Here is an 18986-nt window from a genome sequence, read left to right as displayed (position 1 = left end):
TCTATACCCCCACGCGTGTGTGTTGGAGCCTGCCCCTGACCGGGGCGGGCTCTTTTTTGCGTTCCCGGGCGATCCAACGGGTCAGGCTGGGTGGCCGGCGTGATCGGGAGGCCGGGCGGATCAAGCCGACCCGCGCGGGCAAAAGCTACGATGCTGCAGCCGGCGGGACTGGGTGACTCACACGCTGGCCTTGAGGCGAACAGCGTCGGCCGCGACTGAAGGTCCCGCACGCTCGACCCAGCAGCAGTCAGACAACCACGGCCGATGGCAGCTCACATGCATGCACGGGCGGCCGCCGGCTCTTGCGCCATGGCATGCGCACGGTTAGGCGGCCTACTCGGTGGCCTTGTCAGGCGTACTCAGTTGCGGGTTTGGGCTGCGGAGCGGATCTCGCTGAGGAGTTTGGCTGAGTCCTCGACTGTGCGGCCCGGGAACATCGCCAGGGCGAGGCTGCCGTGGTCGGCCCAGCCGCATACCGGCATGTCCGTGTCGTCCGCCTTCGTTGTTCCGCATTTCATCGTGCCGCCGAGGGGACCGGCCGGCACGTCGTGCAGCCCGGTCACCGAGCCCTGCTCGTCGGAGACCAGGTCGAATGCGGTCACCAGGTCGTCTTCCGGGGTCCAGAACAGCGTTGTGCCGCCGAAGAACAGGATGTCGTTTGCCGAGCCGTCGGTGAACACTGCTCCCACCGCACGATCCAGTTGCACGTCCGCGGACAGAGCGGTCTGCAGGTACTCCGCCGTGTTGCGGCCCTCGTCGCTGCTGTCGACGGTGAAACCTGCGACGTTGGCCGGGACCGTGAGAGTCGCGTCCTTCTGGGAGGCGATCCGCCAGCCCACGTACCCCAGGACGGATGCGCCCGCCAGGCCGACCGCCAGCATTGCGCTGAGCACGATCGTCTTGGTTCTAGACCTCGGCTTCCGTTCTTCCTTCTCCTCGCCGGCGGACTCGGTGAGGGGGAACGGGTCGGCGGCGATCTCCACCGGTGTTGCCTCGGGTGGTGGAGCAGAGCCAGGGCGTTCGGACATCGTGCGAGCCTAACAACCCGCGCTTCGCGGCCGGGCGTTGTCCACAGACCCCGCCTTGTCCACAGGAAGGCGGTGCGATCGCAGGCTTCCCCCACGGGCTCCGTAGACTTGTCGGGTGAGCGAAGCAACCGACACCCGTACCCCCGACAGCCGGCCCACCGGTGGCCTTTCCGCCCAGTACCAGCCGGGCGAGGTAGAGCAGCGGCGGTACGAGCAGTGGGTATCGGCCGGCTACTTCACGGCGGACCCGGCTAGTGACAAGCCGCCCTTCTCCATCGTCATCCCGCCGCCCAACGTGACCGGCTCCATGCACGTCGGCCACGCCCTCGAGCACACCATCATGGACACCTTGAGCCGCCTCAAGCGGATGCAGGGTTTCGAGGTGCTCTGGCTGCCCGGCATGGACCACGCCGGCATCGCCACCCAGAACGTCGTCGAGCGGCAGCTCGCCGCCCAGCAGATCTCCCGCCACGACCTCGGGCGGGAGGCGTTCGTCGATAAGGTCTGGCAGTGGAAGGCCGAGTCCGGTGGCGCGATCACCGGGCAGATGCGCCGGCTGGGCGACTCCGTGGACTGGAGCCGCGAGCGGTTCACCATGGACGAGGGCCTCTCCAAGGCCGTGCAGACGATCTTCAAGCAGCTGTACGACGATGGGCTCATCTACCGGGCCGAGCGCATCATCAACTGGTGCCCCCGCTGTCTCACCGCGCTCAGTGACATCGAGGTCGAGCACACCGACGACGACGGTGAGCTGGTCTCCATCCGCTACGGCGACGGTGACAACGCGATCGTGGTGGCCACGACCCGCGCCGAGACGATGCTCGGTGACACCGCGGTGGCCGTGCACCCCGAGGACGAGCGCTACCAGCACCTGATCGGCACCGAGGTCGAGCTTCCCCTCACCGGGCGGCGGATCCCGATCGTGGCCGACGAGCACGTCGACCCGGCTTTCGGTACGGGTGCGGTCAAGGTCACGCCGGCGCACGACCCGAACGACTTCGAGATCGGCCGGCGGCACGAGCTGCCGAGCATGACGATCATGGATGAGCGGGCCGTCATCACCGTACCGGGGCCTTTTGAGGGTCTGGACCGGTACGAGGCCCGGCCTGCGATTGTCGCCGCCCTGCGTGAGCAGGGGCGCATCGTCGCCGAGAAGCGGCCCTACCAGCACTCCGTCGGGCACTGTTCGCGGTGCAAGACGACTGTCGAGCCGCGGCTGTCGCTGCAGTGGTTCGTGAACACCGGGCCGCTGGCCAAGGCGGCTGGTGACGCCGTCCGTGACGGCCGGGTCACCATCGAGCCGCCGGAGCTGGCCAAGCGTTACTTCGCCTGGGTCGACAACATGCACGACTGGTGCATCTCGCGGCAGCTCTGGTGGGGACACCGCATCCCGGTCTGGTACGGCCCGGCCGGTGAGGTCGTCTGCGTCGGACCGGACGAGCAGCCGCCGACCGGCGAGGGCTGGCGGCAGGACGAGGACGTGCTCGACACGTGGTTCTCGTCCGGGCTGTGGCCGTTCTCCACGATGGGCTGGCCCGAGCAGACCGAGACGCTGGCGAAGTTCTACCCGACCAGCGTGCTGGTCACCGGCTACGACATCCTTTTCTTCTGGGTCGCCCGGATGATGATGTTCGGCCTGTACGCGATGGACGGCGTGCAGCCGTTCGACGTGGTGGCGCTGCACGGACTGGTTCGCGACGCGCACGGTAAGAAGATGTCGAAGTCGTTCGGCAACGCCGTCGACCCGCTGGACTGGATCGACCGGTACGGCGCGGACGCCACTCGCTTCACGCTTGCCCGCGGCGCCAACCCTGGTTCCGACGTGCCGATCAGCGAGGAGTGGTGCCAGGGCTCGCGTAACTTCTGCAACAAGCTGTGGAACGCGACTCGCTTCGCCCTGATGAACGGGGCCACGGTCGAGGGTGAGCTGCCGGCGTCGTCGGAGCTGTCGAGCGTCGACAAGTGGATCCTGTCGCGGCTGCAGCACGTCATCGCCGAGGTTGACGAGCAGCTGGCGACGTACGAGTTCGCCAAGGCCTGCGACACGCTCTACCACTTCGCGTGGGACGACGTCTGTGACTGGTATGTCGAGCTCAGCAAGCCAGTGCTGGCCACCGACGGCATTGAGGCGGCGCGCTCGCGCCGGGTGCTCGGGCATGTGCTCGACCAGTTGCTGCGTCTGTTGCACCCGGTGATCCCGTTTGTCACCGAGGAGCTGTGGACGGTGCTGACCGGTGCCGAGTCCGTAGTCGTGGCCGCGTGGCCGGTTGCCGACCAGGCGCGCGTCGACGATGTGGCCGAGGAAGAGCTCGCCGCGCTGCAGAAGGTCGTCACCGAGGTGCGGCGGTTCCGCTCCGACCAGGGCCTGCGCCCCGGTCAGCGGGTCAGCGCCGCGCTGACCGGCCTCGGCAACGTCGGGATCGACGTGCACGAGCCGTTGATCCGTGCGCTGGCCCGGCTGGATGCGCCCAGCGCCGAGTTCGCGGCCACGGCGACCCTCGCGGTCACCGGCGGCATCACGGTCGACCTCGACACCCGGGGCACCATCGACGTCGCGGCCGAACGGGCCCGGCTCGACAAGGACCGCGCCGCCGCCGAGAAGGAAGCGGCACAGTGCCGGGCCAAGCTCGACAACGACGCGTTCGTCGGCAAGGCGCCCGAGCAGGTCGTGGCCAAGATCAAGGATCGGCTCGCCACGGCGGAGGCCGACCTCGCGAGAATTGCGGCGGCCCTGAAAGCGTTGCCCACAGCATGAGCACATACCAAGAGGTGGTTGCCGCGCTCGACGGGCGCGGCTTCACCCGCATGGCCTTCGACATGCAGAAGATCCGTGACCTGATGGACGTGCTCGGCAGTCCGCAGCGGGCGTACCCGTCGATCCACCTGACCGGGACCAACGGCAAGACGTCCACGGCCCGGATGATCGACGGCCTGCTGCGCGCGCACGGGCTGCACACCGGCCGCTACACGAGCCCGCATCTGGAGACCGTCCGGGAACGGATCAGCCTGGACGGCGAGCCGATCTCCGAGGAACGGCTGGCCGCCGTCTACGACGAGATCGCTCCCCTGGCCCGGCTGATCGACGAGCGGTCGGCCGAGCCGCTCACCTACTTCGACATGACCACGGCGCTGGCGTACGCGACGTTCGCCGACGCGCCCGTGGACATCGCCGTGGTCGAGGTCGGCCTCGGTGGCGAGGAGGACGCGACCAACGTCCTCGAGGCCGGCGTCTGCGTCATCGCCCCGATCGGGCTCGACCACACCGAGTGGCTGGGCGACACGATCGAGGACATCGCCTGGGCCAAGGCCGGCATCATCCACAAGGACGCCACCGTCATCAGCGCGGTGCAGACCGAGGACGCGATGCGGCCGCTGCTGGAACGCTCCGCGCAGGTCGGCGCGACCGTCGCCCGCGAGGGCAGCGAGTTCGGCGTCATCCGGCGCGACCAGGCGGTCGGTGGGCAGGTGCTCACCCTGCAGGGGCTCGGCGGCGTGTACGACGAGGTGTTCCTGCCGCTCTTCGGTGCCCACCAGGCGCAGAACGCCGCCCTCGCGCTCGCGGCGGTCGAGGCGTTCCTCGGCGCGGGCGCGGCCAAGCAGCTCGACGTGGACCTGGTCCGGGAAGGCTTCGGCGGGGTCGACTCGCCGGGCCGGCTGGAACGGGTACGCAGCGCGCCCACGATCCTGCTCGACGGTGCGCACAATCCGCACGGGATGGCGGCGACCGTGACCGCGCTCGAGGAGGAGTTCGCGTTCCGGCACCTCGTCGCGGTGGTCGGGGTGCTGGGTGACAAGGACGTGGCGGGCCTGCTGGAGCTGCTGGAGCCGGTCGCGGCCCGCCTCGTGGTGACGCAGAACAGCTCGCCGCGGGCGATGCCGGTCGACGAGCTCGCGCAGATCGCGGAGGAGATCTTCGGCGAGGACCGGGTGACGATCACGGAGAACATGCCTGACGCCATCGAGGAAGCCGTCGTGCTCGCCGAGTCGGACACCGACGGGGAGCACAGTGGCGTTGCGGTGCTGATCACCGGGTCGATCGTGACCGTGGCTGACGCGCGGAAGCTCCTGAAGAAGTGACCACGCCGCCGCCGGAGCCGTCCTCGCCCGTGCCCTCGTCGCCTGAGGAGTCGCCGGGCGAGGAGCCTCTGGCCGGCGTCGAGGGCGAGGAGCCGCGGCGGTCCGGTCTGCGTAATCCGGAGGCGGCGGTACGAGGGCTGGGGGCGGGCACGCTCGCCCTGGAAGCCATCGTTCTGCTGCTGGCGATCCAGCCGATCCGGATCCTGGGCGGGGACCTCAGCGGCTGGGGTATCGGCGTGGTGGTCGGCCTGGCGGTGCTGGCGGCTGTGGTGGCCGGGAGCATGCGTCGCCGGTGGGCGTGGCATGCGGGTACGGCGTTGCAGGTGCTGCTGTTCGCGTCCGGGTTGCTGCACTGGTCGCTGGCGGCGCTGGGGTTGATCTTCGGGTTGACCTGGGCTTATGCGACTTCGGTGCGGTACAAGATCTTGGGTTAGCCGGCGAGCGGGTCCACCCACTGCCCGTAGGCGGCGGGTGGACCGGCGGCCGGTGGGGTCAGCGGATGGCGCGCCACTGGGTGATGGCGATGTTGTGCTGGTCGGGGTCGTGGAACGAGGCTGCCCAGAGTTCGAGTTTGTCGCCCCGGTTCACCGGGCGGGGGCCGTGGACGAACTTGACGCCCTTGCGCTTCAGTTCCTCGTGGACCGCTTCGACGTCGCCTACCTCGAGGTTCAGGTAGATCAGGCGGCCGGCTGCGCCCGACAGGTCGTGGACCGTGCGCAGGACCAGCCGCGTGTCGCCGGAGGCCAGCACTGCGCTGCCCGAGCCGGTGTCGATCTCGAAGAAGCCGAGCATGTCGCGGTAGAACGCGACTGAGCGGTCGAGGTTGGTGACCAGCACCGTGATTCCTACGCCGTGGATGGCGCCGGCCGGGCCCGGGCGGGCGCTCGGGTAGGCGGTGATCAGGTCGTCGGCGCGTTCGTCGGGTTCGAAGCCGCCTTCGAGGTCGGCCCAGGGCCTTCCTCGCTTCGGGGCGGGTGCTCCGGTGGCGGTGGAGCTCGCGGCGGTTGCGCGTGCGCTGACGGCGCCGGTGCCGGCTGGATTCGGGCTGGGTGGATTCGGGCTGGGTGGCGTCGGGGTGGCTGGGGTCGTGCTGTCCGGGGCCGGTGGGGCTGCGGCCTCGGCGGCGTAGACGGTTCCGGGTCGGGGTGGGGTGGGTTCCGGCCGGGGTTTGATGTCTGCGGGGTTGCCGCTTCCGGAGCCTCCGCCCGGGCCGAAGGCGGTGGGAGAGGCGTAGACCTGGCTGGGAGCGGCTTCGGGGGCCGGTCTGGAGTGCGTGGCGGAGACAGCGCCGGCGGGCGGGCCGGATGCCGCTGCGTTCAGGTCGGATGCGGCCTCGCGGTCGGGATCAGAAGCGGGATCGGAGCCAGACGCTGACGGCGGTCCGGGCACAGAGCTGGAGCCCGCCGCAGCGCCGGCACCCGCCGCAGACCTGAAGCCCGACGCAGCGCCGGAGTCTGACGCAGAGGCGGGACCCGACGCAGAGGTGGGACCTGACGCGGAGGCGGGACCCGATGCAGAGGTGGGACCTGACGCGGAGCCGGAGCCCGACGCAGAGGTGGAGCCGGACGCAAAGTTGGAGTCCGACGCAGAGGTGCTACCCGATCCGGCGCTGGGACGCGATGCAGGGTCGCTGGACGTGCTGCTGGGGCCGGAAGCCGCAGGTGAGTCGGTTGCTGCGACCGGTTCCGGGCGGTTCGGGGTGGCCGAGCGGTCCTCAGCCTCGGGGGAGGGGCGGCGTTCTTCCTGCTTCTTGTTGCGGAAGGCGTTGCCCAGGGCGGCGAAGCCCGCGGCCACCACCGCCCCTGCTGCCGCTGCCAAGCCGGTTGTCTGCGCTGTGCTGCTGCGGGGCTGGTCGTTCGCCGCCGCCTGCTGCTGGTCGGGCGGGGAGGTCGGGCGAGGCCGGGGCTTCGGGCGGGCTTCCGGCGCCGGGCGCGGCTCCTCCGCGATCGGCGGTGGCGGGGCGCCAACGGAATCAAGGTCTGGGGCGGCAGCGCGAGCAGGATCGGGGTCTGAAGCGGCAGCGCGAGCAGGATCGGGGTCCGGGGTAGCCGCGGGATCAGGGTTCTGCGCGGCGGCGGGGACCGCGTCGGGTTGCTGGGCGCGGACCTCCCACGGGGGTGGTTCCAGGTCGCCCAGCAGGTCGTCGTCTTCTGAGCGGGGCCGGCGCTGGCGTGGTGGGGCGTTTTCAGCGTCCAGGACGCGGCCTGCTCTGTCGTTCGGCGACTCGGTGGCGGGCGACGGGTCGGGCAGGCTCGTGGTAGCCGCCGGCGGGGCGATGATGTCCTCGTCCACCGCTGCGCGGGCGGCCCGGCTCTGCTGCTCCGGGGGTGGTTCCGGGTCTCCGTCCAGGGGCAGGTCGATTTCCGGGTCGTGGTGGTTGCCCGACGACTCCGTACCGCGCTGGGCGGGTGCCGGGGAGACGGGCTGAGCCGGGTCATGCTCATCGTGTGCGTCGTCGGCCACGGTTGAGGAGGGCGGCCGGGAGGTTGCTGTGGGGGCGGGGTCCGGTGCTGCTTCTGCCGGCTCTGTGCCCGTACCTTCGTCTTCGGGGTCCAGGGTGGCTGTCGCGTGTGGTCTTGGTCTCGGCCGGGGTTTCTCCGCCGGGCGCGGCGGCGCGGCCGTCGCCGTGCGGGCGCGTTGCGGCAGTGGTGCTGTGTATTCGTAGTCCGGCTCTACCAGCTGGCCTTCGAGGATCGGGCCACCCGGGGCGTCGCGGACTATCACCGGCGGGGGCGGGTCGTCGAGCAGACCCGCCTGCGGGGGCGGCGGGGGCGGACCGTCCAGGTCGCCCAGGCGGGGCGACGGCGGCGGTGGCGGGGGCGGCTCGTCCGGGCCGCGGCCCCACTGCCGGTCGCGGTTCGCCCACGGCGGCGGCTCCGGCTCGCCGCCCAGCAGGTCGTCGTCCGGCAGGTCCTCCTCGTAGTACGCCGGGGGGACGTTCAGCGTGCCGGTGTCGTAGGTCTCCGCCTCGTCCCAGTTGATGCGGACGCGGCGCATGTCGTCCACGTCCACCGTCACCGGCAGGGTGTCGCCCACCCGGGGCCATTTGGCCACCGGGACGCGGGGGTCGCGGACCGTCACCTCCGAGGTCGGCAGGCCCGGCGCCACGATCACGATCTGCAGCTCCGCGCGGCCGTAGATCGCCGTGGCCGGGGGCTCCGAGATCGCCTTGACCTGCGCTGATCCCGCTACCCAGGCGCGGGCGCCGCGGCGGACCACGTTCACCATGCCCAGGGCGATCGCCAGGATCAGCATCGCCAGGCCCAGTGCGACTATCGCCCAGCTCGACATGCCGAGGCCGAACAGCATCACGAAGACCGCGATCGTGCCGACGACGGCCGCCACGAGTTTGCGGGCCGGTGCGATCGGCCGGCCGTTCTGGTTCGCCACAGTGGACCTCCCGGGTGTACCCGTCAGGTTACGTAGCCGCGACCGCCCGTGGAAAGTGCGCTACCGGGCGGTTGCCGCTCGCGCCGGATGGCGGCCCGATAGGCTGACCTCCCGACCGGCGTGTCGGCTTGCCACGTCCTAACCAGGAGGAACAACCGGTGTCCACTGCCACCGAGCGCACGCTCGTGCTCGTCAAGCCCGATGCGCTGCGGCGCGGCCTGCTCGGGGAGATCCTCGGCCGGTTCGAGCGCAAGGGTCTCACGATCGACGCGCTGGTCGTGCGCACCATGGACGCGGAGCTGGCCGACCAGCACTACGCCGAGCACGTGGACAAGGCCTTCTACCCGCCGCTCAAGGAGTTCATGACCAGCGGCCCGCTCGCCGCGCTGGTGCTCTCCGGCGACGAGGTCATCGCGGTCGTCCGGGCCCTGGTCGGCGCCACCGACGGGCGCAAGGCCGCCGCGGGCACGATCCGCGGCGACCTGTCGCTGTCCAACCGGGAAAACCTCGTGCACGCCTCGGATTCCCCCGACAGCGCGAAGCGTGAGCTCGCCCTGTGGTTCCCGGAGCTCTGAGACGCCTCAGACCTCCAGCGGCGGTTGATTGCGCACCGCGATCGACAGCCGGTTCCACACGTTGATCGTGGCGATGGCCATCAGCAGGTCGGCCAGCTCCTGCTCGGTGAACTCCTCGGCGGCCGGCGCCCAGACCTCGTCCGGGACGCCGTGCTCGCCGAGGCGGGTCACCGCGTCGGTCAGCGCCAGCGCGGCCCGCTCCCGCTCAGTGAAGAACGGGGCATCGTGCCAGGTCGCGACGGCGAAGAGGCGCCGGCTCGACTCGCCGGCGGCCAGCGCGTCACGGCTGTGCATGTCGGTGCAGAAAGCGCAGCCGTTGATCATCGAGGCGCGCAGCTTGAGCAGCTCGTAAAGGGTGGGGTCGACGCGGTCGCGGCAGTACTGCTCCATGCCGAAGACGGCCTGGTAGGCAGCCGGTGAGATCTTGTCGATCGCCAAGCGGGACATGAATCCTCCTGTCGTGGTGGTCGTACACGGTCAGGACGAGACGGCGACGAAGGACGTGACAAGATGGCCGACGCCTGGGCTGACATCCGGCCGCGGCTCGCCGGGCTGGCCGCTGCCCCGGCGGCGGACGAAGTGTTCGGCAGCCTCGGCCACGAGTGGCTCCTCGAGCCGCCGCTCAGCCCGGGTGAGCTGGCCGAGCTGGAAGCCCAGCTGGGCGTGGAGCTGCCGGGCGAGTACCGGTCGTTCCTCCGCACGGCCGGCCGGGGCGGCGCGGGACCGGGCTATGGGCTCTTCCCGCTGCGGCGGATCGACGGCAGCTGGCAGTGGGAGGGTGACGGCGCGGACCTGACCCTCCGCGAGGCTCTGGCGCAGCCGTTCCCGCACACCGCGGCGTTCAACCCGGCGGACGGCTTCACCGACCCGCCGGACGAGGAGGACTTCGCCTCCGAGGAGGCGTTCACCGAGGCCGAGGACGCCTACTGGGCGCGGCACGACGCGGTCGTCTTCGCCCCCGAGCACGCGATCGGCCTGCTCTACCTGTGCCATCTCGGTTGTGCGCTGCGGGAGGTGCTGGTGGTCAGTGGCCCGGCCCGCGGCCAAATGTGGGCGGACGACACCGCCGACGACGGCGGTTTCCGGCCGCTGCTCGACGGCGACGGCACGCCGCTCGGCTTCGGCCGCTGGTATCGCCGCTGGCTGGACGCGGCGCAGCCGGCCGCCTGATCTTCGGCCGCCGTCCACCTCGGTCCCGCCCGGGCTTCACCTGCCCCCGAGAGCCTGCCGTTATGACCTCCATCGATCGACGTAGCCTGCTGCGGGCCGGGGTGGCCGGCGGCGTTCTCGGCGTCCTGCCCGCCGCGCCGGTCTTCGCCGGCTGGTCGGCGCAGCGGCCGGTGCTCACCCACGGGGTGCAGACCGGCGACGCCACCGCGGACACCGCGGTCGTCTGGGCGCGGGCCGACCGGCCCAGCCGGATGTGGGTCGAGGTGAGCCGGCGCCCGGACCTGCGGGGAGCGCGCCGCGTGCGCGGCCCGGTGCTGACCCCGGACACCGATTTCACCGGCAAGGTGCGCCTGCGCGGCCTGCCGGCGGGGGAGAAGCTGCACTACCGGGTACGGGCGGAGAGCCTCGACCGCGCCGGCCTGCTCAGCGAGCCCCTCGACGGCTCGTTCAGCACCGCACCGGTACGCCGGCAGGACATCTCCTTCGTCTGGACCGGTGACGTGGTCGGTCAGGGCTGGGGCATCGACCCGGCGTGCGGCGGCCTGGCCCTGTTCGAGTCGATGCGCCGGCGGCAGCCCGACTTCCTGCTGCACAGCGGTGACACCGTCTACGCCGACGGTCCCCTCGTACCGGCCGTGACGCTGCCGGACGGCCGGGTCTGGCGCAACCTGGTCACGCCGGAGAAGGCCAAGGTCGCCGAGACCCTGGGCGAGTACCGCGGCCAGTACGCGTACAACCTGCTGGACGACGCGTACAAGGCGTTCGCCGCGGAGGTTCCGCAGGTCAACCAGTGGGACGACCACGAGGTGGTCAACAACTGGTACCCGGGGGAGATCCTCGACGACGCCCGGTACACCGAGAAGCGGGTCGACGTGCTGGCGGCGCGGGCGCAGCGGGCGTACCACGAGTGGGTGCCGACCCCGCAGCGGTCCGGGCCGATCTACCGCAAGATCTCGTACGGGCCGCTGCTGGACGTGTTCGTGCTGGACATGCGCACGTTCAAGGACGTCAACGACGGCAACACGTACGCGGACCCGCACCGCGGCCTGCTCGGCGCCGAGCAGCGCGAATGGCTGATCCGCGGCCTGCGCTCGTCCCGGGCGACCTGGAAGGTGATCGCGAACGACCTGCCGCTGGGCGTGGTCGTGCCGGACGGCGCGGCGGCCCAGGAAGGCGTGGCCCAGGGCGACCCGGGTGCGCCGCGGGGCCGTGAGCTGGAGTTCGCCCAGGTCCTGCGGTCGGCGCACCGGGCCGGCGTGACCGGGATCGTGCTGCTCACCGCGGACGTGCACTACACCGCGGCCCACCACTACGACCCGGCCCGCGCCGCGGTGCAGGACTTCACGCCGTTCTGGGAGTTCGTCTCCGGGCCGGCGCACGCGGGGGCGTTCGGGCCCAACGCACTGGACGGCACGTTCGGCCCCGAGGCGGTCTTCGTGAACGCCCCGCCGGTCGCGAACACCTCGCCGGCCGACGGTTTCCAGCACTTCGGTGAGGTGCGGATCGACGGCCGGACCGGCGCGTTCCGGGTGGACCTGCGGGACCGGGCCGGGGTCTCGCTGTGGTCGACCACCCTGCCGAAGCCGCGGAACAAATGACGGCCGGTATCGTTGTGTAGTCAGGCGTTGATCCGGCCATCACCGGGGAGCCTCCGGAAGAACGGGCGAGTGCGCCTCAGTAGAACCGGGCGGTACCGGCCCGCACCCCAGCCGGCGAACGAGCGGGCGGTCCTGTGGCCGTCAAGCGAGGTGGTACCGCGGGCTCCGGCTCGTCCTCGCAGTCCACGCAAGTGCACTGCGCGAGGAGTGACCACCGATGGCTTATCCCAAGCACACCGACGCCGCCGGCGTACCGGCGAGCCCCGACCTGCCCGCGGTCGAGCGGGCCGTGCTGGAGCACTGGGCCGCCGACAAGACGTTCGAGGCCAGCGTCGACGCGCGCCCGGCCGGGGAGAACGGCAGCAACGAGTACGTCTTCTACGACGGCCCGCCGTTCGCCAACGGGCTGCCGCACTACGGCCACCTGTTCACCGGCTACGTCAAGGACCTGGTCCCGCGTTACCAGACCATGCGCGGCAAGCACGTCGAGCGCCGCTTCGGCTGGGACACCCACGGGCTGCCGGCCGAGGTCGAGGCCGAGAAGCAGCTCGGCATCACCACCAAGGCGCAGATCCTCGAGCTGGGCGTCGACAAGTTCAACGACGCCTGCCGGACCTCCGTGCTGGCCTACACCAAGGACTGGGAGCGCTACGTCACGCGCCAGGCCCGCTGGGTGGACTTCGGCAACGACTACAAGACCCTCGACCCCAGCTACATGGAGTCGGTCATGTGGGCCTTCAAGACCCTGCACTCCAAGGGTCTGATCTACGAGGGCTTCCGGGTGCTGGCGTACTGCTTCCGGTGCGAGACGCCGCTGTCGAACACCGAGACCCGGATGGACGACGTCTACCGGGACCGGACCGACCCGGCGCTGACCGTCACCTTCCAGCTGGAGACCGGCGAGCGGATCGCGGTCTGGACCACCACGCCGTGGACCCTGCCGTCGAACCTGGCGCTGGCCGTCGGCCCGGACATCGAGTACGCGGTCCTGGAGAAGGACGGCTCCCGCCTGATCGTCGGCGCGTCCCGGGTGGCCGCCTACGCCAGGGAGCTCGACGGGTACGAGCAGGTCGGGACGGTGCTGGGCCGGGAGCTGGCCGGGCGCCGGTACACCCCGATGTTCGACTTCCTGGTCGAGCAGGCCGGCCCGAACGCGTACCAGGTGCTCGCCGCCGACTACGTCAGTGACGAGGACGGCACCGGCGTGGTGCACCAGGCGCCCGCCTTCGGTGAGGACGACCAGAACGTCTGCAACGCCGCCGGCATCCCGACCATCGTGACCGTCGACGACCACACCCGGTTCACCGCGCTCGTGCCCGACTACCAGGGCGTCCAGGTCTTCGAGGCCAACAAGCCGATCACCGCCGAGCTCAAGGCCCGCGGCGTGGTGCTGCGGCACGAGGGGTACACGCACTCGTACCCGCACTGCTGGCGCTGTGACACCCCGCTGGTCTACAAGGCCGTGTCGTCGTGGTTCGTGGCCGTGACCAAGTTCCGGGACCGGATGGTCGAGCTGAACCAGGAGATCACCTGGACGCCGGCGCACATCAAGGACGGCTCGTTCGGCAAGTGGCTGGCCAACGCCCGGGACTGGTCGATCAGCCGGAACCGGTTCTGGGGCTCGCCCATCCCGGTGTGGAAGTCCGACGACCCGACCTACCCGCGGGTCGACGTCTACGGCTCGCTGGAGCAGCTCAGCGCGGACTTCGGTGTCGAGGTCACCGACCTGCACCGGCCGTACGTGGACGAGCTGACCCGGCCCAACCCGGACGACCCGACCGGGCAGTCCACCATGCGCCGGGTGCCCGAGGTGCTGGACTGCTGGTTCGAGTCCGGGTCGATGCCGTTCGCCCAGGTGCACTACCCGTTCGAGAACAAGGACTGGTTCGAGCACCACTACCCGGGCGACTTCATCGTCGAGTACATCGGGCAGACCCGCGGCTGGTTCTACACCATGCACGTGCTGGCCACGGCCCTGTTCGACCGGCCGGCGTTCCGTAACTGCCTGAGCCACGGCATCCTGCAGGGCGCCGACGGCCGCAAGATGTCCAAGAGCCTGCGCAACTACCCGGACGTCTACGAGGTCTTCGACTCCTACGGCTCGGACGCGATGCGCTGGATGCTGATGTCGTCGCCGGTGCTGCGCGGCGGGGACATGCCGGTGACCGAGACAGCGATCCGGGACTCGGTGCGCCAGGTGCTGCTGCCGGCCTGGAACGTCTGGTACTTCTTCAGCCTGTACGCCAACGCGGCCGGTCACGAGGCCCGGTTCCGCACCGACTCGACGCACCTGCTGGACCGCTACATCCTGGCCAAGACCAGCGAGCTCGTCGCGGACACCACCCGCCAGCTCGACGAGTACGACATCTCGGGCGCAGCCGCGTCGGTGCGGTCGTACCTGGACGCGCTGACCAACTGGTACGTGCGCCGCTCGCGGGACCGCTTCTGGGCCGGCGACGCGGACGCGTTCGACACCCTGGCCACGGTGCTGGAGACCCTGTGCCGGGTGGTGGCGCCGCTCGCGCCGCTGACCGCCGAGGAGATCTGGCGGGGCCTGACCGGCGAGCGGTCGGTGCACCTGACCGACTGGCCCGCGACCGACGCGTTCCCCGCCGACCCCGAGCTGGTGGCCTCCATGGACGCGATCCGCGAGGCGGCCTCGGCGGCGTTGTCGCTGCGCAAGGCCAAGGCGTTGCGGGTCCGGCTGCCGCTGGCCAAGCTCACCGTGGCCAGCCCGGACGCCGACGCGCTCCGGCCGTTCGCGGACCTGCTGGCCGACGAGGTCAACGTCAAGGAGGTGCAGCTCAGTGCCGATCTGGCCGCGTACTCCCAGCAGGTGTTGACCGTGGTCCCGCGGGCCCTGGGCCCGCGCCTGGGCAAGCAGGTCCAGGTGGTCATCAAGGCCGTCAAGGCCGGCGACTGGCAGCTCGTCGACGGCGCGCCCGTCGCCGCCGGCGTCACCCTGCAGGAGGGCGAGTACGAGCTCAAGCTCATCGCCGCCGACGCGGAGAACTCGGCGCCGCTGCCGGCCGGCCGTGGTGTGGTGCTGCTGGACACCCAGGTCACGCCGGAGCTGGCGGCCGAGGGCCTGGCCCGCGACCTGATCCGGGTCGTGCAGCAGGCCCGCCGCGACGCCGACCTCGACGTGTCCGACCGGATCGCCCTGCGGATCGCGGCGCCGCCCGTGGTCGCGGCGGCCGTCGACGTCCACCGGGACTTCGTCGCCGCCGAAACTCTGGCGACCTCACTGACGCTGGACGAGGCCGCGACCGGCTTCAGCGGCGAGGTCGGCGACGGCGATTCGGTCACGGTGGCGGTCACCCGCGTGTGAAATCCTGCCTCCCGGCTCGGCATTTGCCGCATTGCGCGGCAAATGCCGAGCCGACCGGCGGCAACTCGACGGGAGTTTTCCGGGCTGTTTCCGTTAACCTCACTTCGCCCCCCACATCACCTGCAGTCCCCGCCCGGAGGAACACGTTGCCGCTGCTCTACTCGATCGGCAAAGTCACTGTCGGTCACGCGATGACGCTCGGCTGGCGGCCGCACGTCGAAGGTCTCGAGAACATCCCCAAGACCGGCGGCGCCATCTTCGCCGGCAACCACCTGTCCGTCGCCGACGAGCTGTTCCTCGGCTCCGTCGTGCCCCGGCACATCGCGTTCTGGGCCAAGGCCGAGTACTTCCGCGGTGGCGGCCTCGGCGGCAACATCACGAAGTTCGTGATGCACGGCCTCGGCGCGATCAAGGTCGAGCGCGGCGGTGGCCGGGCCGCGCTGACCGCCTTCGACGGCGCGATCCCGGTGCTCAAGGCCGGTGACATGGTCGCGGTCTATCCCGAGGGCACCCGTTCGCCGGACGGCCGGCTCTACCGCGGGCGTACGGGCGTGGCCCGGCTCGCCGTCGCGGCGGGCGTGCCGATCATCCCGGTGGGCATGCTCGGCACCGACAAGGTGCAGCCGATCGGGCAGCGCTTTCCCCGGCCCGGCAAGGGCAAGGTCACGATCAAGTTCGGCACGCCGATCCCGACGGTCGACCGCAGCGACGACCGCACCGCGCTGCGCGCGCTGACCGACGAGGTCATGGCCGAGATCCAGAAGCTCACCGGCCAGGAGTACGTGCCCAGGTACGCCCCGCCGCGCGGGAACACCCCGCCGGCGGAAGTTTAGGGCGCCCGGGAGCCCCGGTCCTGCTCCTGCTCGACCAGGGCGTCCAGATCGGTCAGCCGGTGCAGGCCCTGCACCGGCCGGCGCATCCGGTGGTTGCCGGCCAGCCGCTGCTCGTTGCGGGCCAGGAAAGCCCAGTAGCCGGCCGTGTACGGGCACGCGTCGTCGCCCACCCGCACCTTGGGGTCGTACCGGCAGCCACCGCAGTAGTCACTCATCCGGTTGATGTACGCCCCGCCGGCCGCGTACGGCTTCGTGCTCATCCGGCCGGCGTCGGCGTACTGGCTCATCCCGACCACGTTGGCGGTCATCACCCACTCGTAGCCGTCGACGAACGCGCGGTGGAACCAGTCCGCCACGGCCCCCGGCCGCCAGCCGCGCTGCATCGCGTAGTTGCCGAGCACCATCAGCCGCGGGATGTGGTGCACCCAGCCCCGGTCGCGGACCCCGGCCAGCACGTCGGACAGGCAGCGGGCCTCGACCGCGCCGGCGTCCAGCTCGGCGAACCACCGCGGCAGCGGCGCACTGGCCCCCAGCTCGTTGGCGCGCCGGTAGCCGGGCTCGAAGTACCAGTACAGGTGCCAGACGAAGTCGCGCCAGCCGATCAGCTGCCGGACGAAGCCCTCCACGCTCGCCAGCTCGGCCCGGCCTCCGCGGTACGCGGCCTCGGCCTGCTCGACAGCCTCCAGCGGGTCGAGCAGTCCCAGGTTGAGCGGGGCACTGAGCATGCTGTGGGCCAGGAACGGATCCCCGGCCAGCATCGCGTCCTCGTGCGGCCCGAACGCCGGCAGCCGGTGCTCGACGAAGTGCCGTAGCCGCCGTACCGCCTCGGCGCGGGTGGCCGGGAACAGCCGGGGACCGTCACGGCCGATGAAGGTGATGCCGTCGTCGCGTTCCCAGCGGTCCAGGTCCGCGCGCACGGCCGCGTCGATCTCGTCCTCGTGGATCGCCGGCGGTTCCGTGACGTCGAGCCGGGTGACCCCGCGCGGCGGTGGCTCCCGGTTCTCGGCGTCCAGGTTCCAGGTGCCGCCGGCCGGTTCCGGTCCGTCCATGAGGATGCCCGTCCGCCGCCGGGCGTCGCGGTAGAAGTCCTCCATCCGCAGCCCCCGCCGGCCGTTCGCCCAGGTCACGAAGTCCGGTGGCGAGGTCACGAAACCGCGCGGGGGCAGCAGCTCGGCGCCGAGCCGCTGGACCAGCCCGCGGGCCGCGCGGGAGGTCGGGTGGCAGACGCTCAGCGGCTCACCGAGATCGCGGACCGCCTCGGCGTAGGTCTCGGCCCGCACGAAGACGGCCTGCTCCCCGAGCTCGGCCGCCCGGTGCCGCAGTGCGGAGAGCACCAGGTGGGCCTTCTGCCGGTGGAACGCCCGACGCCGGAACACCGCCTTGGACTCCACCAGCAGAACCGGCTGGGCGGGATCGTCGAGGAAGTGCGGGCCGAGCTGGTCCGCGAACAGCCAGCGCCGGGTCATGCCGCCGTCTTACCCGCGGGAGAGCACCGCATTCCGGACGACGCCCGTCAGATCCGCGCTCTCCTCGACGGAACGCCTGGTCAGCATCACGGTGGCCAGGCTGCCGTGATCGGCCCAGGCGCACACGACGACGGCCCGGCCACCGGAACGGCCGACACCGCAGCGCTCGTGCACGCCGGTCTCGCCGAGGTCGAAGGCCCGGATGTCCTTGATGGCGTACTGGCTGGTCAGATGGGTGATCTCGGCCTCGACGTCGGATTCGGGAGTGAGCCGCAGGCCGGTCGTGCCGAACACGGTGACGCGTTTCCCGTCGCCGTCGGCGTAGACGCCCGCGAAGACGTCGCCCTGCGCCAGGCTCGTGCCGCTCAGCTGCTCGGCGAGCTTGTCGACGGCCTTACGGCTGGCGCCGTCGTCGCGCAGATTCAAATCAGCCACCGAGGAGGGCAGGGCGGCCGAGACCGGATACTGCTGGGCGGCGGGCCAGGCGAGATAGGCCGGTACGCCGCAACAGCAGATCGCGCTGACCAGCGTGAACAGGGCCAGTCGGCGGGGCCAGCGGCGCTTGCGGCGGGGTGGGGGCGGGGGCGACTTGCCGGGTGCGCTGATCTGTCCCGGCCAACCTGGCGCCGGCCTGGTCCGGGTCGGCCTGGTCTGGGCGGGCGGGGTCCAGCGTTGCGGTATGGGACGGCCCGCCGCAGTCCGTCCCGGCGAGGGTGGGGCTTGAGGGCGCGGTTGGACCGGGAGGCGGTTGGCCGTGGGCTCAGCCGCCTTCTTCCTGCGGCCCCAGCCGCGGCGCCGGGGTGGGTCTGGGGCAGCGGCCGCCGGCCCGGCGGCTGCTCCCGCGCCGGGCGGGGGCGGGGGCGGCTTGCTCGCTGACGAGCTGCCGGCGGGCGCCTGCACCGGCGAGGGCGCTGACGGCGGCTGGGAGCGGCCCGACTGCAGTGGCGCGTCCATCTGGTTCGGCGGGAGTGGCGCTTCCATCCGGGTGGGCGGGAGCGGCGCCTCCATCCGGGTGGGCGGGAGTGGTGGCTCTGAGCGGGTCGGTGGCAGCGGTGACTGCATCCCGGCCGGCGGCGGGCCGTCGATCCGGGTCGGCGGCATCGCCTCCGGGAACGGCACCTCCACCTGCCACGGCGTGTCCTGGTCGGCCCAGGGGTCGACGGCGGGCGTGGCCGACCAGTCCTCGCTGTCGGCCCACGGGTCGGCCGGGGGCGCCGGCTCGTCGGCCGCGTCCTGCGGGCGCCGGCGTGACCACCAGGCCCGCTTGGGCACGTGCGCCGGCACGGCAGCCGAGCCGCTCCATCGCGCCGGAGGCTCCGCCGCGGTCTGCGTCCTGGTCTCGTCCGCCGTCGCGCCGCCGGCATCGGCCCGCAGCGTGGAATCCGCCGGAGCCGGAGCCGGAGCCGGAGCCGGAGCTGGAGCCGGCTCGCCGGCGTGGTCGATCCGGGTGGGATCGGGGGTGACGCTGCGCGAGGTCCCGGCGGCCGGATTCTCCGGCTGCTGCTCGGTCATCCGTCG

13 protein-coding genes are annotated in these 18986 nt (G+C 71.5%); 8 read left to right on the top strand and 5 right to left on the bottom strand.

Features of this window, described 5'->3' with window-relative positions:
- Positions 1–359: 359 nt before the first annotated feature.
- Positions 360–1028 (bottom strand): hypothetical protein, encoded by a 669-nt coding sequence (locus tag Aau02nite_RS34300; RefSeq protein WP_212992768.1) that lies wholly within the window; start codon positions 1026–1028, stop codon positions 360–362.
- Between the two features lie 115 nt (positions 1029–1143).
- On the opposite strand from Aau02nite_RS34300, the gene Aau02nite_RS34295 reads away from it, so the two are divergent.
- The 3 genes from Aau02nite_RS34295 to Aau02nite_RS34285 are packed head-to-tail and all read left to right on the top strand — an operon-like array spanning position 1144 to position 5539.
- On the top strand, positions 1144–3783 hold the full coding sequence (locus Aau02nite_RS34295; protein ID WP_212992767.1) for a valine--tRNA ligase: 2640 nt from the start codon (positions 1144–1146) through the stop codon (positions 3781–3783).
- A complete protein-coding gene (locus Aau02nite_RS34290) occupies positions 3780–5105 on the top strand; it encodes a bifunctional folylpolyglutamate synthase/dihydrofolate synthase (RefSeq protein ID WP_212992766.1) in 1326 nt (441 codons plus the stop codon). Before Aau02nite_RS34295 ends, Aau02nite_RS34290 begins: the two co-directional genes overlap by 4 nt.
- Positions 5102–5539 (top strand): DUF4233 domain-containing protein, encoded by a 438-nt coding sequence (locus Aau02nite_RS34285; protein ID WP_438841201.1) that lies wholly within the window; start codon positions 5102–5104, stop codon positions 5537–5539. The genes Aau02nite_RS34290 and Aau02nite_RS34285 overlap by 4 nt, the downstream gene beginning before the upstream one ends.
- Before the next feature lie 58 nt (positions 5540–5597).
- Here the strand turns inward: Aau02nite_RS34285 and Aau02nite_RS47540 are convergent, their stop codons facing one another.
- Positions 5598–8495 (bottom strand): VOC family protein, encoded by a 2898-nt coding sequence (locus Aau02nite_RS47540; protein WP_281421097.1) that lies wholly within the window; start codon positions 8493–8495, stop codon positions 5598–5600.
- A gap of 158 nt (positions 8496–8653) precedes the next feature.
- Between Aau02nite_RS47540 and ndk the strand changes: the two genes are divergently transcribed.
- Positions 8654–9070: a nucleoside-diphosphate kinase gene (gene ndk, locus Aau02nite_RS34275; RefSeq protein ID WP_212992765.1), complete on the top strand. Its 417-nt coding sequence runs from the start codon at positions 8654–8656 to the stop codon at positions 9068–9070.
- 6 nt (positions 9071–9076) lie between these two features.
- On the opposite strand, the gene Aau02nite_RS34270 is transcribed toward ndk, so the two are convergent.
- Complete coding sequence (locus tag Aau02nite_RS34270) at positions 9077–9517, bottom strand: carboxymuconolactone decarboxylase family protein (protein ID WP_212992764.1); 441 nt, start codon at positions 9515–9517, stop codon at positions 9077–9079.
- A 63-nt stretch (positions 9518–9580) separates the two neighbouring features.
- Here Aau02nite_RS34270 and Aau02nite_RS34265 point away from each other — a divergent pair, with 63 nt between their 5' ends.
- The 4 genes from Aau02nite_RS34265 to Aau02nite_RS34250 all read left to right on the top strand — a co-directional run bounded on the left by Aau02nite_RS34265 (position 9581) and on the right by Aau02nite_RS34250 (position 16002).
- Positions 9581–10240 (top strand): SMI1/KNR4 family protein, encoded by a 660-nt coding sequence (locus tag Aau02nite_RS34265; protein WP_212992763.1) that lies wholly within the window; start codon positions 9581–9583, stop codon positions 10238–10240.
- Between the two features lie 62 nt (positions 10241–10302).
- Positions 10303–11838: an alkaline phosphatase D family protein gene (locus tag Aau02nite_RS34260; RefSeq protein WP_212992762.1), complete on the top strand. Its 1536-nt coding sequence runs from the start codon at positions 10303–10305 to the stop codon at positions 11836–11838.
- Between the two features lie 217 nt (positions 11839–12055).
- Positions 12056–15169 carry an isoleucine--tRNA ligase gene (gene ileS, locus Aau02nite_RS34255; protein ID WP_212992761.1) on the top strand — a complete coding sequence of 1038 codons (3114 nt, stop codon included), beginning with the start codon at positions 12056–12058 and terminating at the stop codon, positions 15167–15169.
- Between the two features lie 146 nt (positions 15170–15315).
- A complete protein-coding gene (locus tag Aau02nite_RS34250; RefSeq protein WP_212992760.1) occupies positions 15316–16002 on the top strand; it encodes a lysophospholipid acyltransferase family protein in 687 nt (228 codons plus the stop codon).
- On the opposite strand, the gene Aau02nite_RS34245 is transcribed toward Aau02nite_RS34250, so the two are convergent.
- Positions 15999–17468: a cryptochrome/photolyase family protein gene (locus tag Aau02nite_RS34245; RefSeq protein ID WP_212992759.1), complete on the bottom strand. Its 1470-nt coding sequence runs from the start codon at positions 17466–17468 to the stop codon at positions 15999–16001. The two genes, Aau02nite_RS34250 and Aau02nite_RS34245, sit on opposite strands and share 4 nt — an antisense overlap.
- Positions 17469–17477: 9 nt before the next feature.
- Positions 17478–18980, bottom strand: a complete 1503-nt coding sequence (locus Aau02nite_RS34240; protein ID WP_212992758.1) for a hypothetical protein — start codon at positions 18978–18980, stop codon at positions 17478–17480.
- Between the last annotated feature and the right edge of the window lie 6 nt (positions 18981–18986).

Origin of the sequence: Actinoplanes auranticolor, from assembly GCF_018332655.1 — a bacterium.
In the GTDB taxonomy this organism is placed as follows: domain Bacteria; phylum Actinomycetota; class Actinomycetes; order Mycobacteriales; family Micromonosporaceae; genus Actinoplanes; species Actinoplanes auranticolor.
The sequence above is the reverse complement of the archived record's forward strand: the minus strand, read 5'-3'. Positions and strand labels throughout refer to the sequence as shown.